We start from the raw sequence: 22,688 nt of genomic DNA on the forward strand, positions 1-22,688 counted from the left end.
GCGATCCATCACGAGGAGATGTGTTCCATGCAGACCCTGAAGCTTTCCGTGTCCCTGCCCGACGCCGACCACGACAACGTGGAACTGCGGCTGTCGGCCGACGATTCCGCCTGCGACGTGGTGATCGCGCTGCCGGCGCGCTCGCGCGACGCGCGCCGTGACGCGGCCATGACGCCCGAGCAGGACGAATATGTGCTCGGCGGCTACGCCGGCATCTGAACCATGCTCTTTTGATTCACCCACTTTCCCACACAGACAAGGCGGTCCTTGCGGACCGGTTTTCACAGGACTTTATGCAGCACAAGAAGGCACTCGCGTTTGCGCTACTGCTGGCGCTGGCACCCGCCGGCGAAGCCATGGCGGCCTCGGACCTGGGCCCCGCGCCGGGCGCGCCCGTTGCCGCCAGCAGCGACTGCTCCGCCGGGTTCTTTTCGCGCCTGGCCGCGGCCTACCGCGAAGACGCGCAGCCGGCCGACCCGAACGCGCCGGCAGCCAGGCGCCGCGGCATGGACTCGCCGTTTTCCTCGCCGCCGTTCCCGTCCGCCGAATGGCAGCTCGGCGGCGTCGAATACCCCATCGGCGTGCCGAACGAGAACGCGCAGTACCCGCTGGAGAAGGCCCTGGCCTGCACCCGCCTGGGCCACTGGATGCAGGACAACCGCATCGAGGTGTACGGCTGGATCAATCCGTCGATGAACATCAGTTCGTCCAGCCACACCAACTATCCGCTGTCCTACGCCACCCGTCCGAACCGGGTCGAGTTCAACCAGTTCCTGTTCCGCATCCAGCGCGTGCCGGACACCGTGCAGACCGACCATATCGACTGGGGTTTTCATTTCGACGACCTGTACGGCTACGACTACCACTACACGACCATGAAGGGCATCACCAGCGACCAGCTGCTGCATCACCCGCGGCCGGACAGCGCGCTCAACGGCAAGATCTACGGCAACGACCCGATGATCGCCTATGTCGACCTGTACATTCCGTGGGTGGCGCAGGGCATGGTGGTCACCGCCGGCCGCTACCTTTCGCTGCCGGACATCGAGGCGCAGTTCTCGCCCAACAACTACCTGCTGACGCATTCGATCCTGTACACCGTCGATGCCTATACCAACGTGGGCGTGCTCACCACGACCAAGTTGAACGATCAGTGGACGCTGCAGCTGGGCGTGCACGGCGGCGACGATTCGGCTCCCTGGGACAGCACCAGCAAGCTCAGCGCACAGGCCTGCGTGCGGTGGGTGTCCAAGTCCAACGACGACATGCTGTATCCCTGCGTCGAGTCGTACAACCACGCCAGGCAGACCTACAACAACCTGCAGGAATTCGTGCTCACCTGGGGCCACCGCTTCTCGCCCAGCGTGCACATGCTGACCGAGACCTACCGCATCTACGTGCGCGACCAGGCACTGGCCACCGACCCTTCGCAGTCGCACGCGCCGACCGGCAAGCCGGGCTTCCCGCTCGGCGAAGCGCCGGACTTTCCGCTCGGCCGCAGCGCCGCCTTCGGCATCGTCAACTATCTGAACTTCGAATTGAGCCCGAGCAACATGCTGTCGGTGCGCAACGAGTTCTACCGCGACCTGCAGGGCCAGCGCACCGGTTTCGCCACCCGCTACTCCAGCCATACCGTGGGCATGACGCACTGGGTGACGCAGGACCTGGAGATCCGCCCGGAGATCCGCTACGAGCACGCCTATGACTTCCCCGCCTACGACGGCGGGCGCAAGAACCACCAGACGACCGCCCTGGTCGACGCGATCCTGCACTACTGAGGCAAAGCGCATGAAACGCCTGATACTCAATGCCGCCGGCCTGCTCGTGCTGATGAGCGCGCTCCTCGGCCTGCTCTATCCGCTGGCCGCCACCGGCCTGGCCCAGCTGCTGTTTCCGGCGCAGGCCAATGGCAGCCTGATCGCCAAAGATGGCAAGCCGGTCGGCTCGCGCCTGATTGGCCAGTCCTTCACGGAGCCGAAGTATTTCTGGGGACGCCCGTCGGCGACGTCGCCGATGGCCGACAACGGCGCCTCGTCCACGCCGTCCAACCAGGGACCGACCAACCCCGCGCTCACCGATGCCGCCAAGCAGCGCATCGATGCGCTGCGCGCCGCCGACCCGGGCAACACGGCGCCGGTGCCGGTGGAGCTGGTCACGGCATCGGGCAGCGGGCTGGATCCGGAAATCAGCCCCGCCGCGGCCCGGTACCAGCTGCTGCGCGTGGCCAAGGCGCGCGGCCTGGACGCGGCCAGGGTGCAGCAGCTGGTGGCGCAGTACACCAGCGGGCGGCAGTTCGGCGTGCTGGGCGAGCCGCGGGTCAATGTGCTGGAACTGAACCTGGCGCTGGACCGGCTGTAGGTTGGGGTGACAACCCCGACATCGCCGCCCTGAGGCGTATCGCCCCGTTGGGGTTCGCCTGCGGCTCACCCCAACCTACAATGCGTTCACGCCTCAAGGACTGCCTGCTTCCATGTCCGACCTCTCCCGCGAACTGCGCGCCGACGCGCTGCTCGACAGCGTGCAGGAGGAGCGTCACCGCCGCCTGAAGATCTTCCTCGGCGCCGCGCCCGGCGTGGGCAAGACCTTCGCCATGCTGTCCGCGGCGCGCGAGCTGAAGCGCCAAGGCGTGGACGTGGTGATCGGGCTGGTGGAAACGCATGGCCGCGCCGAGACCGAGGCGCTGGTCGACGGCCTGGAAGTACTGCCGCGCCGGCCGGTGGAATACCGCGGCCGCGACTTCAGCGAGTTCGACCTGGACGCCGCACTGGCGCGCAAGCCCGCGGTCATCCTGGTCGACGAGCTGGCCCATCGCAACCTGCCCGGCGGGCGGCACGAGCGGCGCTGGCAGGACATCGCCGAGCTGCTCGATGCCGGCATCGAGGTCTACACCGCGCTCAACGTGCAGCACCTGGAAAGCCTCAACGACCAGGTGCGGCGCATCACCAACGTCACCGTGCGCGAAACCGTGCCGGATGCCTTCCTGGACCGCGCGCGCGACATCGTGCTGGTCGACCTGCCGCCGCGCGAACTGATCGGGCGGCTGAAGCAGGGCAAGGTCTACGTGCCGGAAACCGCGGCCGCCGCGCTGGATGCATTCTTCTCGCCGACCAACCTGGCCGCGCTGCGCGAGCTGGCGGTGGATACCGTGGCCGGCCACGTCGACAGCGACCTGCGCGGCCACATGCTGGCGCGCGGCGGCGCCATGCCGGTGCGCCGGCGCGTGCTGGCGGCGATCGACGGCCATGGCCAGAGCGAATACCTGGTGCGCGTGGCGCGGCGCATCGCCGAGCGCCGCGGCGCGCCGTGGAGCGTGGCCTTCGTCGATACCGGCGCGGACCTGGACAGCAAGCGCCGCGAGCAGCTGGATGCCGCGATGCGCCTGGCGCGGCGCCTGGGCGGCGAAACCATCGTGCTGCGCGGCCATACGATCGCCGACGAGATTCTGGCGCATGCGGACCGCGAAGGCGTCGGCCAGATCCTGCTCGGCCGCACGCGCGAGCGCCCGCTGGCGCGCATGCTCGGCCGCTCGCTCACCCAGCAGCTGCTGCGCCGCGGCGCGCATCTGGAACTGACCATCATCGCCACGCCGACCGAGCGCGCCCAGTCGCGGCTGCGCTTGCGCATGCCGGGCGGACGCGGGCGGCGCGGCGAGTACATCTACGCCACCCTCGCCGCGCTGGTCGCCTTCGTGCTGGCCTTTATCGCCGACCGTTATCTGTCGGTGGCGAACCTGGCGCTGATCTTCCTCACCGCCGTGCTGGTGGTGGCGGTACGCACGCGCATGGCGGTGGCGGTGTATGCGGCGACGCTGTGCTTCGTCGGCTACAACTTTTTCTTCGCGCCGCCGCGCTACACCTTGATGATCGCCAACTTCGACGACGTGCTGGCGGTATGCCTGTTCTTCGTCGCGGCGCTGGTGTGCAGCCGGCTGGCGACGCGCTTGTCCAGCCAGGTGGAGTCGATGCGCGCGGCGCACGCGCAGGCGCGCGCCCTGCTGGCGCTGGGCCAGCGGCTGACCGCGAGCACCGACGCCAGCGGCATCCGCGACGTCGGCGCCGCGGCGCTGGCGCGCGCGCTGCGCTGCGATGCGGCGGTGCTGATGCGCGATCCCGGCCGCGTGCTGCAGGTGGCCTCGGTATCGCCGCGCGATTTCCGCCTGACCGCGCAGGACCTGGGCGCCGCCGACTGGAGCGAGAAACACGCCGAAGCCGCCGGGCGCTACACCGACACGCTCAACGCCGCGCCCTGCTGGGTGCTGCCGCTGGGCAGCGAAAGCCGCCCGCTGGGCGTCGCCGCGATGCGCTTCCCGCCCGAACAGCGCGACCTCTCGCCCGACCAGCGCAGCCTGGCCATGGCGATGGTGCAGGACATCGGCCAGGCGCTGGAGCGCGCACGCCTGGCCGAGGAACTGGAAGGCGCGCGCGTGCAGGGCGAGACCGAGCGGCTGCGCAATGCCCTGCTGTCTTCCGTCTCGCACGACCTGCGCTCGCCGCTGGCCTCGATGATCGGCTCGGCCGGCACCTTGTCCAGCTATGGCGAGCAGCTGCCGCGCGAGGAACGCCAGGAGCTGCTCGACGCCATCCTGGGCGAAGGCCAGCGCCTGGACCGCTATATCCAGAACCTGCTGGACATGACGCGGCTGGGCCACGGCACGCTCAAGCTCAATCGCGACTGGACCGACGTGGCCGAGATCGTCGCCGCCGCGGTCACCCGGCTGCACAAGCTGTTCCCGGAGCTGAAGGTGGACACCATGCTGCCGGCCGGCACGGTGCTGCTGTACGTGCATCCGGCGCTGATCGAGCAGGCGCTGTTCAATATCCTGGAGAATGCCGCGCGCTTCTCGCCGCCGGGCGAGGCGGTACGGGTGCTGGTGCGCACGCAGGACGAAAAACTCGTTCTGGACGTGAGCGACCGCGGCCCGGGCATTCCCGAGGACGAGCGGGCGCTGATCTTCGACATGTTCTATTCGGTCTCGCGCGGCGACCGCGCGCCGCAGGGCACCGGCCTGGGGCTGGCGATCTGCCGCGGCATGATCGGCGCGCACGGCGGTTCGGTGGAGGCCTTGCCCGGCGACGGCGCGGGCACCACCATTCGCATCACCCTGCCGCTGCCGACGCCGCCCTGATGACCGCTGCCGCACCCTGCGTGCTCGTGATCGACGACGAGGCGCAGATCCGCAAATTCCTCGACATCGGCCTGCGCGCCGAAGGCTACGAGGTGGTGCTCGCCGCCAATGCCGAGGAAGGCCTGGCCAAGGCGGCCACGCGCTCGCCCGACCTGGTGATCCTGGACATCGGCCTGCCCGACCGCGAAGGCCACGAGGTGCTGAAGGAACTGCGCCAGTGGACCCAGGTGCCGGTGCTGATGCTCTCCGTGCGCGATGCCGAGAGCGAAAAGGTGCGCGCGCTCGATGCCGGCGCCAACGACTACGTGACCAAGCCGTTCGGCATCCAGGAGCTGATGGCGCGCCTGCGCGCCCTGCTGCGCAACCGCCCGGGCGAACCGGAGCCGGCCGCGCAGCGCTACGACGACGGCCGCCTCGCCATCGACCTGGCGCGGCGCGAAGTGCAGCTCGACGGCGAAGCGCTCGCGCTCACGCGCAAGGAATACGCCGTGCTGGCGATGCTGCTGCGCCATGCGGGCCGCGTGGTGACGCAGCAGCAACTGCTGCGCGAGATCTGGGGGCCGACCCACGTGCAGGACACGCACTACCTGCGCATCGTGCTGGGCAAGCTGCGCCAGAAGCTGGGCGACGATCCGGCCGAGCCGCGCTGGCTGAAGACCGAACCCGGCGTGGGTTATCGCTTCCTCGCCGGCTGAGGCCGCGCGCAAACCCTAAGCATGGCTGACGGCGGGCTGTCCGCCGGCTGTAGCGTGCGCGCTCTCGGACAGGCGGACACCGCAGGCAGGGCAGCAGGCGATGGAGCCGCGCCGATGCCGGCATAAGAATCCTTCCATGCCGTCGCCGAACCGGCGGCCTCTCGAGTCGGGCATCGCGTTCCCGATCCGCGATCCGGGTGCGTAACTTCGCCGCCCGCATTGCTTCCACCGCCGCAAGCACACAGGTGCATCTGCGGCCTTGCGGCCCGCCGGGCATGAACCCGTGCGTCGCCGACGGAGCCATAGCCATGAGCAAACCATGCCTGCGATTGATCGTGTTCGCCACCTTGCTGGGCCTGTTCGGCCCGGCCCATGGACAGTCGGCCGCGGACCACGAAGACGACGAGCCCACCGCTTATGACGGACGGCAGATCTCCGACGAAGGGCCGGAAGCTCCCCTCGAACGCCACCAGCGCTCGCTGCTGCGCGCCGCGCTCGATCGCGATTACACCTACGTGCGCTGCTGGTACCGCAAGAACGCCAGCGACCTCGATCCGCAATCCGGCTACGAATGGGCGCGCACGGAGCAAGGCGGCTACTACAAGCTGCCCGGCTACTGGTACGACAGCTTCGCGTTCGATTGGCGGAACATGTTCTACACCACCGTCGCGCGCGCCGAGCTGGAACGCATCTGCCGGGACACGCTGCGGCAGAGGAACCGCCCCGCCGCGCTGTTCGACCTGCATGCGGCCGACAACCGGATTTCCTTCAACTATTTGATCTGGACGAACGGCAAGAAGGATGGCGGAACGTCGATCGACCGTATCGTGAGCTTTGGCGACAGCCTGTCGGACACGATGAACCTGTACAACGGTTCGCTGTGGAAGATGCCTCATCGCAAGAGCTGGCTGCTGGGCCGTTTCAGCAACGGTCCGCTGTGGAATGAAGAAGTGGCCGCCAGGCTGGGCCTGCCCCTGTACAACTGGTCGGTAGGCGGCGCGGCGGGCGACCGCTACCTGGTGATACCCGGGCTGCGCGAGCAGGTGGCCTCCTGGACGCAGTACATGCGCTCCGCCAGGAACTACCAGCCGGCGCGGACGCTGTTCACGCTGTGGATCGGCGCCAACGACCTGATCAACTACGGCCGCTCCGCCGAGAGCGTGGCGCAGCATGTCGAAGCCTCGCTGAGCGCACTGATCGCGCAAGGCGCGAAGCATCTGCTGGTGCTGAACCTGCCCGACCTCACCCTGGCCCCGGGCCTGCGCACCTCCAGCAAGAAGGCCACCGTGGCCAAGGATGTGGCCAGCTACAACCAGAAGCTGAGCCTCATCGTCGCTCGCCTGCAGAAAAAGCATGCCGACGCGCGCCTGGCCCTGATGGACAGCACGCCGCTGCTCGACGAAGTGGGCGCCAACCCCGGGGGCTACGGCCTCGCCAACTTCACCGACTCCTGCCTGCAGGTCGATTACGGCAGCGCCCTGGCCTATGTCAGCAGGCAAAGCCCGCGTCCGGCATGCACGCGCGCCGAGGACTACTTCTTCTGGGACGGGCTGCATCCGACGGCGAAAGGCCAACGGATTCTCGCCGAGAAAGTCACTGCATTCTTGCTAGGAAAATTCCCTAATGAGTTATCAGCATCGATCCAATCAGATGTGTCTGATAAAGCTGCGAAGCATCCATAGACAGCTTGCGATTCGTTACTTTCGCATCTCTCTCATCGCTCAACGGTAACCGCGCTATCGATCATTTCGAAGCATCTGCATGGACAACAAGGCGTGAGCTTGATGCGGCGCAGGGGAACGAAATCTTCCGGCGCGACTCCATAGAATGTGAGCGCCCGCATCAGGCAAGAAGTACCACGCCGCATCGCGCGGCACCCGATCCGGGTCATCAGCAACTGAGAAAATTCTTAGTTACTCATCCCCATCGTTCCGCCAACTGGAGCCGCAAGCGCATGAACGAACCTCGCGCAACGCCATGCCGACGAAGCAAAGAGGAAGGACATCCGTATGTACACCGAGCTGAAAACGTCCCTTGTCAAGCGACACCATCGCGATGACCTCATCCACTCGCTGGAGACCCTGCTCGACCTGTCGCTGGTCCATGTCGACATCCAGGGCGAGGACATGGACGAGCAGCACGCACCGTCCAGGCAGTATTGCGGGCTGTTCCATATGGCGGGCGTGCATGCCTGCCAGGTACATGGCGGTTCGATCGACACGCCCATCCGGCTCGATCCCGGCGACCTGCTGATCGCCTCGTTCGACGTCCATGGGGATCTCAAGGCGATCGGCCTGCAGATCCATGGCCCCAGCCTGCTGCGCGGCCGCCTCTACTTCACCGGCGGCTGGCACCGGCAGTTCCACGAAGTGCTGCCGCCCTGGTTCGTGATCCGCCCCGGCGACGCGGGCGATGTCTACCGGCGGATTTCCAACGCGATGATCGAGGTCTCGCAGTCCAGCATCACCGGGCGCGGGGTGATCCTCAACAAGCTCGCCGAGATTCTCTTCACCATCGCGATCTGCCACTACGCGAAGCGTTCCGACGCCAACCTCGGCTTGTTCACCGCGTTTTCGGACCGGCGCATTTCCAAGGTGCTCAATGCCATCCACGAAGACCCCGGCCGCGGCTGGAGCGTGCAGACCATGGCGGCGCTGGCCTGCATGTCGCGCTCGTCCTTCACCCAGCGCTTCACCCAGCTGATGAAGATGCCGCCGGGCCAGTACATCACCTACTGGCGCATGCATCTGGCCGAGCGGCTGCTGCAGGACCCGCGGCTGTCGGTGGCCGACGTGGCCGAGCAGGTGGGTTATGCGAGCAAGGCGGCGTTCTATCGGCTGTTCAAGCGGATCCAGGGCATGTGCCCTGGCGAGATGCGCGCGGTGCGGGCGGCGACGACGGCCGGCGACGAGGGTTGCCGGAGTGCGCCGTGATTGGAATGCGCTTCGCAGAACGGCAAGGGGTGTCCGCACTTTCGTCCTAGTCCGATAGCGAAGCGCCTTGCGCTGCGGCTTCAATGCGGCATCTGGCTTCAACAGCCACAGCCGCGGGAGCAGCACATGCGATCGGGAGCCGGTCATGCCGGGTGGATGCGCGGACTCGCGGCGCTGCTCCTCTTCTGCTGCGCCATCGCCAACGGCATGGCGCAGTGGGCCGTGGTGGACGTGGAACAGAACCGCATCGGCACCGAGGCCTGGGCCAAGCAATGGCTGCAGTGGGAGCAGCAGTTCGCGCAGTGGCAGCAGCAGTACTTCACCATGCTCAATGTGGTGCAGGCGGGGCCATCGTTCCTAGCCGGCGCGCCGCTGCAGCATCGCGGCGAGGACGACGGCATGGTGCAGCGCTGCCCCGTGCAGGCGGGCACGCTCGCGCGGCAGCAGCAGGTGTTCTGCCGGATGCTGCTGCGGCTGGAGAACCGGCGCTACAACGTGCTGGTCGATCTCAACCGGCTGATCGAACGGCGCGGGCAGGAGATGCGGGCCATCCTGGCGCGGCGCATCACCCAGGCAGGTTCGGACGACCTCGGTGGACTCAAGGCGTTCGATATCGAAGTGCAGGCCTTCCAGGCCAATCTGGGGCAGGACGTGCATGGCGCCCGGGCGGCGCTCGACCAATACGCCACGCTGGGGCAGGCCGTGCGCGAGCAGCAGGCGCAGCTCACGGGGCAGGCGCTTGCGAGCGCTCCGGCCGACGCCGGCGGCCTGGCCGGCATGCTGATCCAGGGTGCTGCGCTGAGGCAGGCGCTCGACGCCGCCAGGCATCGATAGGCGCATGCCGATGCTCCGTGTCATGGACGACTTCATGCCCACCGGCGCCATCGCCTTCTTCGCCCCTTCCGGCGACATGGGCCACGTGGTGTTCTTCTCCGCCATCCGCGACTTCCTGCTCGACGACGATGGCCTGATCACCCAATGGACCGCCGGCATGGCCGAACGCCTCGGCTCGCTGCTGGCGCTGTTCGCGCTGCCGCTGCTGACCACGTGGATCCTGCTGCACGGCTATCGCATCGTCAGCGGGCGCGCACGCGAGCCGATGATGGGGCTGGTGGCGGATGCCGGGCGCGCGGCGCTGATCGTATTCGCCGTCACCGCCGCCAGCATGGGCAATCCGTGGATGGCGGCGCGGATCAACGAACTGGATCAACTGATCAGCGTGCTGGTCAGCGGCGAGCAGGACATGGATGGCCAGATCCGCGCCAGCCTGGGCTGGATGCAGTTCGCGCTGTCCAGCATCGACACCCTGCCCACCGGCGGCGATGCCGCCATCGCATCCGCCAGGGAGCGCAGCCTGTGGTTCGCCGGCATCGGCACCGCCGGCCCGGTGGTGGTGGGCGGCACCTTGCTGATGCTGATGCAGATCGTGCTGCGGTTCCTCATGGCCATGGCGCCGCTGGCGGTGATGTGCCTGCTGTTCCAGGCCACGCGCCCGGTCTTCCGGCGCTGGCTGCAGTACTGCGTGGGCTCGCTGTTCCGGCTCGCGGTCACGGCCGTGATGACCTCGGTGGCGTTGAAGATGGTGTGCGCGGTGGCGGCGGCGTTCTGGGCGGACCGGCTGCTCCATGCGGCGGTGCAGAGGCTGAGCAACGGCGCGGTCGATCTGCAGATGGCCGAGGGCGTGTCGAGCATGGCGCTGCAGCAGGGCGGGCTGGGTTTGATCATGACCTTGCTGATCGTGACGGTGCCGCAGATGACGGCCGAGTTTTTCATGGGAACGCTGGGGCAGTTCAGCGCTTACTCGATGTTTGGCGGAAACACCTCAAATGAACAGGTCCCCGCCGCGCAACCGCAGCCTGTGCGCACTCACCAGGGCCACGCGCAAGGCGATCAGCCGAGGAATGGCGACACCGCCGGAAGGATGAAGCCGCCGGAAGTGGTCGGAGCAACGCGCGGGTCCAGCCATGGCGCCAGCGCGAACGAAGACGTCATCAAGCGTTCTCCCCGCGCCCATGCGTCATTCACCGATCGCGGGCCGGATCCTTCACGGGCGCCTGTCGCTCTCACCCCGGAAAGCCCATGACGACGCTCCTATGCAAATGGTCCGTGCTGGTTGTCCTGCTTGTGACCTGTAAGGAATCCCTGGCCCAGTCCTGCCAATGGCGTCCGGAAGGTCCGCGAGGCCCGGGCCTGTACAACATGGGCGGAGGGCCTTGTCGCGCCAACGCCTCGCCAGCTCCGCCCGTGCGCTACCTGTCGCGATGGGGATCCATCGCGACCAGCAATACCACGCAGAAGATGGGTGTTTCCTTCGGCGAGCTGAGCCAATCGATTGCCCAACGTAACGCGATGGAACGATGCGCCAGCCCTGATTGCCGGATCGACTTCACCTACCGCGACCAATGCGTAGCCGTCGCCTGGGGCGCCACCTACTCCTCCATGAGCAGCGCCATGACCGTGGACGAAGCTTCCGCGATCTCCATGAAGCGCTGCCGGAAGAAAACCAGCGACTGCCAGATCGTCTACACCGAATGCAGCCCTGCCGAGCAGGTTCCATAACACCCCATGCGCAGCGCATCGACAGCCACCATGCACCGCTCCCACCAGATGGGCGACACTGTGTGCCCCCTGCCCCATCGGAGCCCCGCCATGCACCGCGCCCGCAGCAGCACCGCCTTCCTGTTCGATCTCGACGGCACCCTGATCGACAGCGTCTACCAGCACGTGCTGGCCTGGAAGGAAGCGCTCGATGCCGAGGGCGTGGAGCTGTCGGTGTGGCGCATCCATCGCAAGATCGGCATGAGCGGCGGCCTGTTCACCAACATCCTGCTGCGCGAGACAGGGCTGGAGATCACCGAGGAGCGCCTGGCGCGGCTGCATCAGCGCCACGTCGAAGCGTTCAACCGCCAGCACACCCAGGGCCTGGTGCGGCCGCTGCCCGGCGCACGCGAACTGCTCGCCTATCTCACCGAGCAGGGCTATCCCTGGGCCATCGCCACCAGCGGGCGCATGGCCACGGCCGCGCACAATATCGCGGCGCTGGGCGTGGATCCGTCCAAGGTGCCGGTGATCACCCGCGACCAGGTGCGCCATGCCAAGCCGGATCCGGATCTGTTCCTCGCCGCGGCGGAAAAGCTCGGCGTGGATATCGAACAGTCGCTGGTGATCGGCGACAGCATCTGGGACATGCTGGCCGCGCAGCGCGCCCGCGCGCTCGGCGTGGGGCTGCTGTCCGGCGGCTACAGCGAGGACGAACTCGCCCGCTCCGGCGCGCTGCGCGTATACGACGACCCCGCCGACCTGCTCAAGCATATCGACGAAGTGGCCGCGAGGCTTTGACGCGCATGGCGAACGGCATCGACGAGGTGAGCGCGCAGCTGCGCCGGCGCGAGCCGATCTTCCATTGCGAGGAGTTCGGCCATGCGCGCGCCGACTTCGAGCGCATGACGGCAACGGGCTTCCACGAGGTCGGCGCATCGGGCCGCCGCTACGAGCGCGGCTTCGTGCTCGACATGCTGGAACAGCGCCATCGCGACGGCTGGCTCCACGAGCCGCTGGAGCTGGAGGATTTCCGCTGCACGCCGATCGACGGACAGGCCTACCTGGTCACCTACACGCTGCATCAAGGGACGCGCGTGACGCGCAGGTCGACGATCTGGCGGCGGGATGGCGACGAATGGAAGATCCTGTATCACCAAGGCACCGTCGTGCTCGACGGCGCCTGAGCGCCCACGCTTGTCAGGCACGATTCACCGCCGCGCCCGCTGGCGGCGTTAGGCTGAACCCTCGGAGTTTTCGGGGTAGCTGTCATGCGTCGAATTGTCTTTCTGCCTCTGGCCGTGCTCGTGGCGGCCTGTTCCGCGCCGCAGGCGCCGCAACCGGACCACCAGCCCAAGCCGCAGTCCTCCGCGGCGACACCGGCCAACGCATCGCTGGGTTCGCACGAGTGGTATCAGTGGGTGGACCAGCGGCTGGCCATCAGCGATGGCGACGGACATGGCCCCGACGGCGGTTCGGACGAATGGAATAACGCCGTGCAGCGCAAGCTGGGCGAGGAAGCGCCGCAATCCCAGCCCGGTTCTCCGCAGTAGCAGCAGGCAGTGGACGCGCTGCTGCGCACGAGGGCGCAGTAGCAAGCAACTTCACGCTCACAGCTGGTCATCCCGGCGCCGGCCGGGATGACGAGCAAAAAGCTCCGAGGCATTACGCGAAAATCAAGCGATGTCGCCACTGGATCCCGGCCTGCGCCGGGATGACGAGCAAAAAGCTCCGAGGCATTACGCGAAAATCGGGCGATGTCGCCACTGGATCCCGGCCTGCTCCGGGATGACGAGCAAAGAGCTTCGAGGCATTACGCGAAAATCAGGCGATGTCGCCATGCCCACCCGGCCTGCGCCGGGATGACGAGCTAACGCACCCGCCGCATGCGTACCCAGGTGAAGTGCTGCTCCGCCCCGCCCGGCGTGCGATGCGTTTCGCGCGTGCTTTCCACCAGCTCGTAATCCGCGCCGAACGCGGCATGCAATTCGGCCGCGCGGTAGCGCGCCACCGGCAGGCCGCTGCAGCGTTCCGGGCCGTCTTCGGCGAACGTGGCCATCACCACCTGCGTGCCTACCTGCGAGGCACGGTGCAGCGCCTCGAGATAGCGGCGCCGGTCGTCGGTCCTCACCAGGAAATGGAACACGGCGCGGTCGTGCCACAACGCATAGCGCTTCAACGGCGCGAAGGCGAGCACGTCGCCGGCGATCCAGTCGACCTGGCTGGCGCGCTCGCCCAGGCGTTCGCGCGAAGTGGCCAGTGCGCTGTCCGACAGATCCATCACGGCCAGATCCGCATAGCCTTCGTGCAGCAGGTGATCGACCAGCGACGAAGCGCCGCCGCCCACGTCGATGACGGGAGCGCCCTTGACCACGCCGGCATGTTCGATCAAGGCCAGGGACATGACCGGCCGCGCCTGGTACCAGCTCACCGTGTCGGCGCCCTTGCTCCGGTACACCTCGTCCCAACGCGAGCCGCGGTCGCTCATGCGTCGATCAACCCGGCGCGAGCAGCGCGTCGAGGTCTTCCTGGTCGAAGCTGAGCCGCTCGCGCGTGCCGCCGCCTTCCAGCACCGCCTCGGCCAGCTCGGCCTTGCGCGCCTTCAGTTCCTCAATGCGTTCCTCCACCGTGTTGGAGGTGATCAGGCGGAACACGAACACCGGCTTGTCCTGGCCGATGCGGTGCGCGCGGTCGCTGGCCTGCGCCTCGGCGGCGGGGTTCCACCACGGGTCGTAGTGGATGACGGTGTCGGCGGCGGTAAGGTTGAGGCCCACCCCGCCGGCCTTCAGCGACAGCAGGAACAGCGGCACGTCGCCTTCCTGGAACTGGCGCACCGGTTCGGCGCGGTCGCGCGTCTCGCCGGTGAGCATCACGTAGTGGATGCGCCGGCGGTCCAGCTCGCCGGCGATCAGTCGCAGCATTTCGGTGAACTGCGAGAACAGCAGCACCTTGCGGCCTTCGGCCAGCAGCGCGGGCAGCATGTCCATCAGCAGGTCGAACTTGGCCGAATCGCGCACGCCGCGCGCGGCCTCGAGCTTGACCAGGCGCGGATCGCAGCACACCTGGCGCAGCTTCAGCAGCGCGTCGAGCACCACGATGCCGCTGTGCTGGATGCCGCGCTGCGCGATCACCTCGCGCAATTCCTCGGCCAGCGACAGCCGCAGGCTTTCGTACAGTTCGCGCTGGCGGCCTTCCAGCACCACGCGGCGGGTGATCTCGGTCTTCGGCGGCAGTTCGGAGGCCACCTGCGACTTGGTCCGGCGCAGGATGAACGGGGCCAGGCGGCGGTTGAGGCGGTCCTGGCATTCGGTGTCGTGCTGCTTTTCGATCGGCACGCGGTAGTGGCGGCGGAACGCGCCCTCGTCGCCGAGCAGGCCGGGCACGGCCAGGTCCACCTGCGACCACAGTTCGCCGAGGTGATTTTCCAGCGGCGTGCCGGTCAGGCAGATGCAGCGCGGCGCGCGCAGGCTCAGCACCGCGCGGCGCGCCTGCGTGCGCGGGTTCTTCACCTGCTGCGCCTCGTCCAGCACGATCAGCGCGAACGGCTGCTTGCGCAGCGCCACCACGTCGCGCGGCAGCAGCGCGTAGCTGGTCAGCACGATGTCCTGCGCGCCCAGCTGCGAGAAATCGCCGCCGCGCTGCGGACCATGCAGGGCCAGCACCTTGAGCGCCGGTGCGAAGCGCGCGATCTCCGCCTGCCAGTTCGGAATCAGGCTGGTCGGCACCACGATCAGCGCCGGCTGGGTCAGCGCGCCGCGTTCTTTCAGCGCCAGCAGATGGGTGACCAGCTGCAGGGTCTTGCCCAGGCCCATGTCGTCGGCGAGCACGCCGCCGACGCCGGCCTCGGCCAGCGCATTGAGCCAGCGCAGGCCTTCGCGCTGGTACGGGCGCAGCTCCACCGTGAGGCCTTCGGGCACCGCGTCGCTGGCGCGCTCGGCGGCGTCGCGCAGGCGCGCGGTGAAGCCGCGCAGCTGCTCCGGTGCTTCCAGGGCGGCGCCGACCGGCAGCGCCTCGACGATTTCTTCCAGGCGGCCGGCCTGCACGCGCGGCAGATGCAGCTTCTTGCGCGGCTTTTCCAGGTATTCGGCCAGCGGCGCCAGCAGGCCGCGCAGTTCCTTCAGGCGCACCGGCACGCGGCGGCGTTCGTCCACCGGCGCGTACCACACGGCGTCTTCCGGCTCGTTCGGCGCGGGGCTGAGATTGAGCGTGTGCTCGGCCAGCGCCTGCGCCACCGCGGGCAGCAGGTTGTGCCGCTTGCCTTCCAGCTCGATGCCGATTTCCAGGTCGAAGGCGTGGTCGTCGGCGTCTTCCACCGCATTGCCGTACCACTGCACGGGGCCTTCCAGCACCTCGAACGGGAAGCTGGGCGCGTACTCGAGCAGGAAGCCTTCCGCCTCCAGCTTGGGCCGCAGCGCCAGCCAGCGCGCGGGCGTGTTCACTTCGAGCGCGCCGGCATAGCCCTTGCCGGGGAACAGCCAGGCGTCTTCCGGCAGCGTGTCGGCGAGATCCCAGGGCAGGCCTTCGGTGTCCACGCCGGGAGTGAGGCCGGCGCGTTCGAGCTGCTCCATCGCGGTGAGTTCTTCCGCGCGGCGGCGGGTGATCTCCACCAGGGTGCCGTGGCGCACGCGGCGCACCAGCGGCTCGCCGCCGCGGCCGGGCAGGCGTTCGCCGGCGTAGTCGAAGGCCAGCCGCGCATAGGCCAGCGGCGGCGTGCCGGCGGCCAGACGCGCATGGCGGGTGAGTGCGTGCAGGATCAGCACCGGGCGCGGCGCCAGTTCCGCGCGGCGCAGTTCGTCGAACACCTGCGGCGCCGGTACGCGATGGGCGACGCGGCTGCCGGGCAGCGCGTCGCGCAGGGTGGCGCTGTCCTCGTGCTTCAGCGCCGGCAGATCCAGCCACAGGGTTTCCCCGGCCGGCGCTTCCAGGTGGCCTAGCTCCGCGCGCTCGGCGTCGAGGTACCAGAGGCCGTCGATGCGCACCAGGCGCTGGTTGGCCGGCAGCGCGGGGAGCAGCTTCTGGCTGCCGTCCTTTTCCAGATGCCAATGCCAGTTGAGCAGATGCCCCTTGCCGCGCGACAGGCGTAGTCCGGCCAGGCCGCCGAGGAAGCACGGCGCGGTGTCCAGCACTTCGGCCAGCAAGGTGTCGCCGACGTGACCGGCCAGGCGCGCATAGCTGCGGCTCTTGCGCACGGTCTGCGGCAGGCCCAGCACGGTGGCGGCGAGGCGCTGCTCGGGTGGTTCCAGCGGCAGGTTGGCCAGATGGCGGCTGTCCAGCGGCGCGGGGCGCGCGAAGCGGCCCTGCTCGGCCACGGTCAGCAGGACCGGCGCCAGTTCCAGGCGCACGTAGGGCGCGCCTTCTTCCGGAATGGCGTCGAGGAAGAAACCCAGCACGCCGCGCTCGGCGGCGGCCGCGGCGGCGCTTTCGTCCAGCAGGCGGCGCCAGACGGCGGGCAGCGGCTCCGCGTGCTCCTCATGGTGCGGAGGAACCGGTTCGGCGAGGCGTTTCTCGTCGGGTTGCTGCATGCGCGTGCGGTCCGCCGGGAAGACCAAAAGACCGAGCTTAGCAAGGCCGATGTGCAGATGCGCGCCTTCACGCCCGATTTTTTCTGCGGGCGTGAACGCGATGCATGGAAAGGGTCAAGCGACCCCGAAAAGTCCCTGCGGATATTCCGGCTTCTGCTCGCGCGACATCAGCGCACGCACGCCTTCCACCGGCGTCACCTCGCCGTGCAGCACGGCGCGCACGCCGCCGCTGATCGGCAGGTCCAGGCCATGCTTGGCCGCGAGGCGGGCCACTTCGTCGGCGGTCACCACGCTTTCCACCACCTGGCCGATCTGGCGCACGGCTTCGTCGATGGCGATGCCGCGGCCGAGCGCCAGGCCCAGGCGGCGGTTGCGCGAGAGATCGCCGGTGCAGGTCAGCACCAGGTCGCCCAGGCCCGACAGGCCCATGAGCGTTTCCGGACGGGCGCCGAGCGCGACGCCCAGGCGCAGCATCTCGTTCATGCCGCGGGTGATCAGGCCGGCGCGGGCGTTCAGGCCCAGGTCCATGCCGTCGGCCACGCCGGTGGCCACCGCCAGCACGTTCTTCATGGCGCCGCCCAGCTCCGCGCCGAGCACGTCGCCGCCGGAATAGGCGCGGAAATTCGGCGCATGCAGCATGGAGGCGAGCTGCTGCGCGAAGGCTTCGTCGTCGGAATGCACGGTGACCGCGCTGGGCAGCCCCAGGGCGACTTCCTTGGCGAACGAGGGGCCGGTGATCACCGCCGCGGCGCGGCCGGGCAGTTTCTCGTCGACCAGCTCGTGCAGGAAGCGGCCGGTGCCGGGCTCGAAGCCCTTGGTGGCCCAGGCCACGCCGGCGCCGGCGTCGAGCAGGGGCGCCAGTTCGTCCAGCATGGAGGCGAAGGCGTGGCTGGGCACCACGATCAGTACGATCCCGGCGCCGCGCACGGCGGCGGCCAGGTCGCTTTCGTAGCGCAGTTCCGCGGGCAGCTGGATGTCCGGCAGGTAGCGCCGGTTCTGCCCGCTCTCGGCCATGGCCGCCAGCGCCGCGGCGTCCCGGCCCCACAAACGGGTCGGCACGCCATTGCGCGCGGTGAGGGCGGCGAGCGCCGTCCCCCACGAGCCGGCTCCCAGGACCGCCAGGGTCGGACGTTCAGCCATGGAAGCGGCTCAGCTGTTGAGGACCGGAGCCTCGTCGCCGCCGGCGCTGCGGCGCTGCTGCTCGGCGTAGAGCGCGTCGAAGTTGATCGGCTGCAGCAGGAACGGCGGGAAGCCGCCCTCCATCACCAGCGAGGAGATCACCTGGCGGGCGTAGGGGAACAGCAGGTTCGGGCAGTAGCTGCCGATGATGCCGGCGTGGTCCGCCTCGCTGAAGCCCGACACGCCGAACACGCCGGCCTGCTTCACTTCCGCCAGGTACGCGGTGCGCTCGCCCAGGGTGCAGGTCAGGGTGAGGCTGAGCACCACTTCGTACAGGTCGTTGCCCAGTTCCGTGGCCTGCTGGCCCAGGTTGAGCTGGACCTGCGGCTGCTGGTCGGTCTCGCCGATCTCCTGGAAGATGTGCGGAGCGTTGGGCGCCTCGAACGACACATCCTTGACGTAGATCTTCTGCAGCACCAGCTGCGGCTGGCCGGCCTGGCCGTTGGCGTTGACGTCTGCCATCTGTGAAACCCCTCGATCTGGATTACGGAAAAGGACAAAGAGGCCGATTGTTCCATACATCCCGGCAGGCCGCCATGCGAACTATCCGGACTTTCGGACCGCCTCCCAAGCCCTGGAACTGCTTAAAGATTGCGCAAGCCCCCGGGTTTCTGAGAGAATTCCCGGCTCGGCCATGCCGGCCCGGCCTTACGGGCACGTCCGCGACGCGATGCGGACCTCACGGCAGCCCCCGGAAAGCAGCACCCTCCAGCATCGCGTGGCGCATGGCGCCGCTGGGCCGATGTCGCCCTGGCCAACGGGCGGTCTACAGAATCCACGGAGGTCATCATGGCCCGTATTTGCCAAGTCACCGGAAAGGGTGTGCAGACTGGTAACAACGTCTCGCATGCCAACAACAAGACCCGTCGCCGCTGGTTGCCGAACCTGCACGAGCGCCGCTTCTGGGTCGCCAGCGAGAACCGCTGGGTGAAACTGCGCGTCTCCAACCAGGCGCTGCGCACCATCGACAAGAAGGGCATCGAGGCCGTGATCGCCGACCTGCGTGCCCGCGGCGAGAAGATCTGAGGAGCCCTAAGCCATGTCCAAGAGCAAGAGCGACAAGATCCGCCTGATCTCCTCCGCCGGCACCGGCCACTTCTACACCACGCAGAAGAACAAGAAGAACACCCCGGACAAGTTCGAGTTCAAGAAGTACGATCCGGTGGTCCGCAAGCACGTGATCTACAAGGAAGGCAAGATCAAGTGACCCGCGCCTAGCGGGTCATCCCGGCGAAGGCCGGGATCCATGCCTTATGAAAAACCCGCCCATGTGGCGGGTTTTTTTTCGCCTTGCGGAGCCTCTTTTTGTCTGAATTTCGGCCGCAACGCTGGCTTGAGGTCAGGCCTGGCGAATAGCCTGGGCAAGCCATAGGGAATCAGCTGACTGCTTGTTGCGGCTTTGGGACATGCCCTAAACTTGACTTGTGCAATAACATGCACAAGTCAAAGAAAGCATCAAAGCCACCGGCAAGACAGGAGAACCCTATGCGAGTCGTCAGTTTTTCCGACGCCCGTAACAACCTCAAAGAGGTACTGGATACCGTGGCAAGCGACTGCTCCATCACCATCATCCATCGCCGCGATCACGAAGACGCCGTCGTCATGTCCCTGGCGGACTACAACTCGATGGCGGACACCGTGCACCTGCTCAGCAACAAAGCCAACCGCGATCACCTCGCCAGGTCCATCGCTCAGTTCAAGGCGGGCAAGGCCAGGAAGCGCACGCTGATCGAGGAGTAGCAAAGGAGCGCGCTTGATGGCACGAAGTATCAAGTTCACGGACGAAGCCTGGAAGGACTACCAGGACTGGGCCGAAGACAAGAAAACCCCGAAGAAAATACATGCCCTCATCAAGGAGGCGCAGAGGACTCCGAACGACGGCCTGGGCGATCCTCACCCTTTGAGCGGCGACCTGGCCGGCTTCTGGTCCCGATCCATCAACAAGAAGGATCGCCTGGTCTACGCCTTCGATGGCGAGTGCATCTTCATCATCAGCTGCAAGTTCCACTACGGCGATCACTGACATCGGAGCGCGGGATCCGCGCTCCTTCAAGCATGGCGGCACGATGCCGGCGCCGACGAAACGCCCACGCCGGCATCGACTTCAAGGCGCGGCCTTGCCCTGCTCCTTCGGCGCGGCGTTCTTCACATACTTGTCGAACCAGGTGAGCATCTCGTACACCTCCTGCTCGTTCGACTCCATCGCCGTATACCAGTGCGGCTCGTGCGGCAGCATCACCAGGCGCGTGGTGCCGCCCAGGCCGCGGATGGCCTGGAACAGCTTGGGCGACTGCACCGGCTCGGTGCCGGGGTTGGCGTCGTCCATGCCGTGCATGATCAGCAGCGGCGACTTGATCTTGTCGGCATTGAAGAAAGCCGAAGCCTGCTCGTACACCTGCGGCGCCTGCCACAGCGAGCGGCGCTCGTTCTGGAAGCCGAACGGGGTGAGGTCCTTGTTGTAGCCGCCGCTGGTGGCGACGCCGGCGCGGAACAGATCGGTATGCGCGAGCAGGTTGGCGGTCATCAGCGCGCCGTGGCTGTGGCCGGTGACGCCGATGCGCTCGCGGTCGACCACGCCCAGCTCCACGGCCTTGTCCACCGCGGCCTGCGCGTCCATCACCAGTTGCTCGACATAGGTGTCGTACGCGGTGCGCGGATCGCCGACGATCGGGAACGACGCGTTGTCGATGATGGCGTAGCCCGACAGCAGCAGCAGGCGATAGCCGCGCAGCAGATCGAACTTCTGCTGCGATCCGCTCACCTGCCCGGCCTTGCTCGGGTCGGCGAAGTCCTGCGGATAGGCATACAGCACGGCCGGCAGGCGCGTGCCTTCCTTGTAGCCCGGCGGCGTGTACAGGGTGAACGACAGTTCCACGCCATCCTTGCGCTTGTAGGTGACCAGCCGCTTGGCGATGCCGCGCACCTGCGGCGTCGGGTCGGCGATATGCGTGATCGCCTCGCTGCTTGAAGCGAACACCGCTTCGCCCGGCTTGGCGTCGCTCACCGGCGCGCCCAGCGCATGCAGGAACAGGTTCGGCGGCTCGGCCGGCGACTGCCGCGCGGTGATGAAGCGCTCGCCGCCCGGCAGCACCGCCAGCGCGCTTTCGTAGTGATCCGCGCCGTCGCCGCGGAACAGGCGCTCGGTGCGCCCGCTGGACAAGGCGTAGCGGTCGAGGAAAGGCCGGTCCCCCTGCGGCGTGCCGCCGGTGCCGGCCAGGTAGACGTAATCGCCTTCCTGCCGCACCACGCGCGCACCGTTCGGCAGCTGCTGCATCAGCAGCGAGCCGGGCTGCTTGTAGTTCTCGTCCATCGAGTAATCCCACACCGTGCGCGCGGGCTTCGAGGGATGCGCGACGTCGATGCGCGTGATGCGGATCCAGCGCTTGTTGGCGTCGTACTCGTAGACGAAGGGCTCGTCGCCCTGCGCCAGCCAGCGCATGCCGCTGTAGCGCTGGGTGGTGCGCGCCACTTCCTGCGGCTTGCCGCTGAACGGCGCGCTCCACAGCATTACCTTGTCACGCTGCGGGACATTCACCTTCCAGTCGCCCTGGTCCAGCGCCTCCGGCCATACCAGGGTGGCCGGCGCGTTGGCGCGCCAGTCGAAATCGCGCGGCCCCACCGGCACGCCGCGCACCGGCACGCGGTCGGCCACCGGCAGCGAAGCGATCGCGGTGGACTGGCCGGTGCGCACGTCGAGCACGCTGACGTCGCGGGCAAAACGCTCGTAGGTGGTGACGTACGAGTACGGCTTCTTCAGCGTTTCCACCAGCACGTGCTCGCCATCCGGCGCGCCGGACACACCGGCGAGCACGCCCGGCTTGCCCACCGCCTTGACGCTGCCGCTGGCCGCGTCGACCACGGCAAGCTGCGCGGTGCCGTAGTACTCGAACAAGGCTTCGTCTTCGGGACTGCCCAGCGTGTCGCGGGCTTCGTAGGTGCTGCTCTCGCCCTTGCCGCCGATCGATTCCTTGATCTCCGGCCCGGAGGTCTCGCTCACCTTCGGCGCGGCGCCGAGATTCGCCGGCACCTGCTTCACCAGCAGCGAATCGCTGCCGTGCAGCCATTGCACGTCGTCTTCCATCACCGGGTTGAGCCACACGCCTTCCACGCGGCGCACCTGGCCGGTGAGCGCATCGCCCAGCCACAGCTCGGTGCGTTCCTTCGTGGTGTTGGCGAAGGCGAAGCGGCGGCCATCGGGCGACCACTGCGGCGCGCTCGGGCAGGCGTCGGCCGGCAGCGTCACCGGCAGCTGCTTGTGGCTGGCCACGTCTTCCACGGTGAAGCTCTTCAGGCAGGTGCGGATGCCGTAGCCGCTCGACGCATCGTGCCGCGCATGATTGGCCGGCTCGATGCGCAGGCCGGCGAGCTTGAGATAAGGCTCGGCCACGCGCGCGATCGGCGGGTACTGCGACTGCTCGACCAGCAGCATGCGCGAGCGGGTGGGGTCGAGCATCGGGATCGCCGGCAGCGGCGCGTGCATCAGATCCAGCAGCGGCTCGGGCGGCTTGTCGTAGCCGGCCAGCACGACGGCGGGCAGGCAGGCGAGCAAGGCGGCGGCAAGGGCGAGTGCCCTGGGGTTGGCGGACGGCATCGTGCGGTCTCCTGGAGGGGCGCCCCGAATGGCGGGCGCGACCGTAGGAAGTTACACCGCTGCGAGCAGCGGCACCGCCATGCTGTTAGTCATGTAGGGGGAAGC

22 protein-coding genes are annotated in these 22,688 nt (G+C 67.8%); 17 read left to right on the forward strand and 5 right to left on the reverse strand.

What is annotated here, in order from left to right:
* Positions 1-27 precede the first annotated feature (27 nt).
* The 13 genes from ISN75_RS20200 to ISN75_RS20260 all read left to right on the forward strand — a co-directional run bounded on the left by ISN75_RS20200 (position 28) and on the right by ISN75_RS20260 (position 12,844).
* Positions 28-219 (forward strand): hypothetical protein, encoded by a 192-nt coding sequence (locus ISN75_RS20200; RefSeq protein ID WP_167253459.1) that lies wholly within the window; start codon positions 28-30, stop codon positions 217-219.
* A 74-nt stretch (positions 220-293) separates the two neighbouring features.
* Positions 294-1,778, forward strand: coding sequence for an outer membrane beta-barrel protein (locus ISN75_RS20205; RefSeq protein WP_168648322.1), 1,485 nt, complete (start codon positions 294-296; stop codon positions 1,776-1,778).
* Between the two features lie 10 nt (positions 1,779-1,788).
* Complete coding sequence (kdpC, locus tag ISN75_RS20210; protein ID WP_168648323.1) at positions 1,789-2,358, forward strand: potassium-transporting ATPase subunit KdpC; 570 nt, start codon at positions 1,789-1,791, stop codon at positions 2,356-2,358.
* Positions 2,359-2,470: 112 nt separating this feature from the next.
* Entirely contained in the window at positions 2,471-5,125 is a 2,655-nt protein-coding gene (locus ISN75_RS20215; RefSeq protein WP_167253453.1) for a sensor histidine kinase, read from the forward strand.
* Positions 5,125-5,820, forward strand: coding sequence for a response regulator (locus ISN75_RS20220; RefSeq protein ID WP_167253451.1), 696 nt, complete (start codon positions 5,125-5,127; stop codon positions 5,818-5,820). Before ISN75_RS20215 ends, ISN75_RS20220 begins: the two co-directional genes overlap by 1 nt.
* A 308-nt stretch (positions 5,821-6,128) precedes the next feature.
* Entirely contained in the window at positions 6,129-7,502 is a 1,374-nt protein-coding gene (locus ISN75_RS20225) for an SGNH/GDSL hydrolase family protein (RefSeq protein ID WP_343817876.1), read from the forward strand.
* A 327-nt stretch (positions 7,503-7,829) separates the two neighbouring features.
* Complete coding sequence (locus ISN75_RS20230) at positions 7,830-8,753, forward strand: helix-turn-helix transcriptional regulator (protein WP_168648326.1); 924 nt, start codon at positions 7,830-7,832, stop codon at positions 8,751-8,753.
* A 156-nt stretch (positions 8,754-8,909) separates the two neighbouring features.
* Positions 8,910-9,587 (forward strand): hypothetical protein, encoded by a 678-nt coding sequence (locus ISN75_RS20235; RefSeq protein ID WP_423385099.1) that lies wholly within the window; start codon positions 8,910-8,912, stop codon positions 9,585-9,587.
* A 4-nt stretch (positions 9,588-9,591) separates the two neighbouring features.
* Entirely contained in the window at positions 9,592-10,836 is a 1,245-nt protein-coding gene (locus ISN75_RS20240; RefSeq protein ID WP_343817881.1) for a type IV secretion system protein, read from the forward strand.
* Positions 10,833-11,312: a DUF4189 domain-containing protein gene (locus tag ISN75_RS20245; RefSeq protein ID WP_168648329.1), complete on the forward strand. Its 480-nt coding sequence runs from the start codon at positions 10,833-10,835 to the stop codon at positions 11,310-11,312. The genes ISN75_RS20240 and ISN75_RS20245 overlap by 4 nt, the downstream gene beginning before the upstream one ends.
* 90 nt (positions 11,313-11,402) lie before the next feature.
* Entirely contained in the window at positions 11,403-12,092 is a 690-nt protein-coding gene (locus tag ISN75_RS20250; protein ID WP_168648330.1) for an HAD family hydrolase, read from the forward strand.
* A gap of 5 nt (positions 12,093-12,097) precedes the next feature.
* Positions 12,098-12,478, forward strand: a complete 381-nt coding sequence (locus tag ISN75_RS20255) for a DUF4440 domain-containing protein (protein WP_168648331.1) — start codon at positions 12,098-12,100, stop codon at positions 12,476-12,478.
* 84 nt (positions 12,479-12,562) lie between these two features.
* On the forward strand, positions 12,563-12,844 hold the full coding sequence (locus ISN75_RS20260) for a hypothetical protein (protein WP_343817884.1): 282 nt from the start codon (positions 12,563-12,565) through the stop codon (positions 12,842-12,844).
* A 317-nt stretch (positions 12,845-13,161) separates the two neighbouring features.
* Here ISN75_RS20260 and ISN75_RS20265 read toward each other — a convergent pair whose 3' ends face one another.
* From ISN75_RS20265 to secB, 4 genes are all read right to left on the reverse strand, one after another.
* Entirely contained in the window at positions 13,162-13,779 is a 618-nt protein-coding gene (locus ISN75_RS20265) for a class I SAM-dependent methyltransferase (RefSeq protein WP_343817886.1), read from the reverse strand.
* Positions 13,780-13,786: 7 nt separating this feature from the next.
* A complete protein-coding gene (locus ISN75_RS20270) occupies positions 13,787-16,813 on the reverse strand; it encodes a DEAD/DEAH box helicase (RefSeq protein ID WP_167253433.1) in 3,027 nt (1,008 codons plus the stop codon).
* A 114-nt stretch (positions 16,814-16,927) separates the two neighbouring features.
* Positions 16,928-17,953 (reverse strand): NAD(P)H-dependent glycerol-3-phosphate dehydrogenase, encoded by a 1,026-nt coding sequence (locus ISN75_RS20275; protein WP_167253431.1) that lies wholly within the window; start codon positions 17,951-17,953, stop codon positions 16,928-16,930.
* Positions 17,954-17,962: 9 nt separating this feature from the next.
* Positions 17,963-18,454 carry a protein-export chaperone SecB gene (gene secB, locus ISN75_RS20280; RefSeq protein WP_167253429.1) on the reverse strand — a complete coding sequence of 164 codons (492 nt, stop codon included), beginning with the start codon at positions 18,452-18,454 and terminating at the stop codon, positions 17,963-17,965.
* Between the two features lie 327 nt (positions 18,455-18,781).
* Between secB and rpmB the strand changes: the two genes are divergently transcribed.
* From rpmB to ISN75_RS20300, 4 genes are all read left to right on the forward strand, one after another.
* Positions 18,782-19,018: a 50S ribosomal protein L28 gene (gene rpmB / locus ISN75_RS20285; protein WP_167253427.1), complete on the forward strand. Its 237-nt coding sequence runs from the start codon at positions 18,782-18,784 to the stop codon at positions 19,016-19,018.
* Between the two features lie 13 nt (positions 19,019-19,031).
* A complete protein-coding gene (gene rpmG, locus ISN75_RS20290; protein ID WP_026635435.1) occupies positions 19,032-19,199 on the forward strand; it encodes a 50S ribosomal protein L33 in 168 nt (55 codons plus the stop codon).
* A 278-nt stretch (positions 19,200-19,477) separates the two neighbouring features.
* Positions 19,478-19,732 (forward strand): type II toxin-antitoxin system Phd/YefM family antitoxin, encoded by a 255-nt coding sequence (locus tag ISN75_RS20295; RefSeq protein WP_167253425.1) that lies wholly within the window; start codon positions 19,478-19,480, stop codon positions 19,730-19,732.
* A gap of 16 nt (positions 19,733-19,748) precedes the next feature.
* Positions 19,749-20,015 carry a Txe/YoeB family addiction module toxin gene (locus ISN75_RS20300; RefSeq protein ID WP_343817891.1) on the forward strand — a complete coding sequence of 89 codons (267 nt, stop codon included), beginning with the start codon at positions 19,749-19,751 and terminating at the stop codon, positions 20,013-20,015.
* 81 nt (positions 20,016-20,096) lie between these two features.
* Here ISN75_RS20300 and ISN75_RS20305 read toward each other — a convergent pair whose 3' ends face one another.
* Positions 20,097-22,583, reverse strand: a complete 2,487-nt coding sequence (locus tag ISN75_RS20305) for a S9 family peptidase (RefSeq protein ID WP_343817892.1) — start codon at positions 22,581-22,583, stop codon at positions 20,097-20,099.
* Positions 22,584-22,688: the final 105 nt, after the last annotated feature.

The organism is Dyella marensis, assembly GCF_049532885.1.
GTDB classification, from domain to species: Bacteria; Pseudomonadota; Gammaproteobacteria; order Xanthomonadales; family Rhodanobacteraceae; genus Dyella_D; species Dyella_D marensis.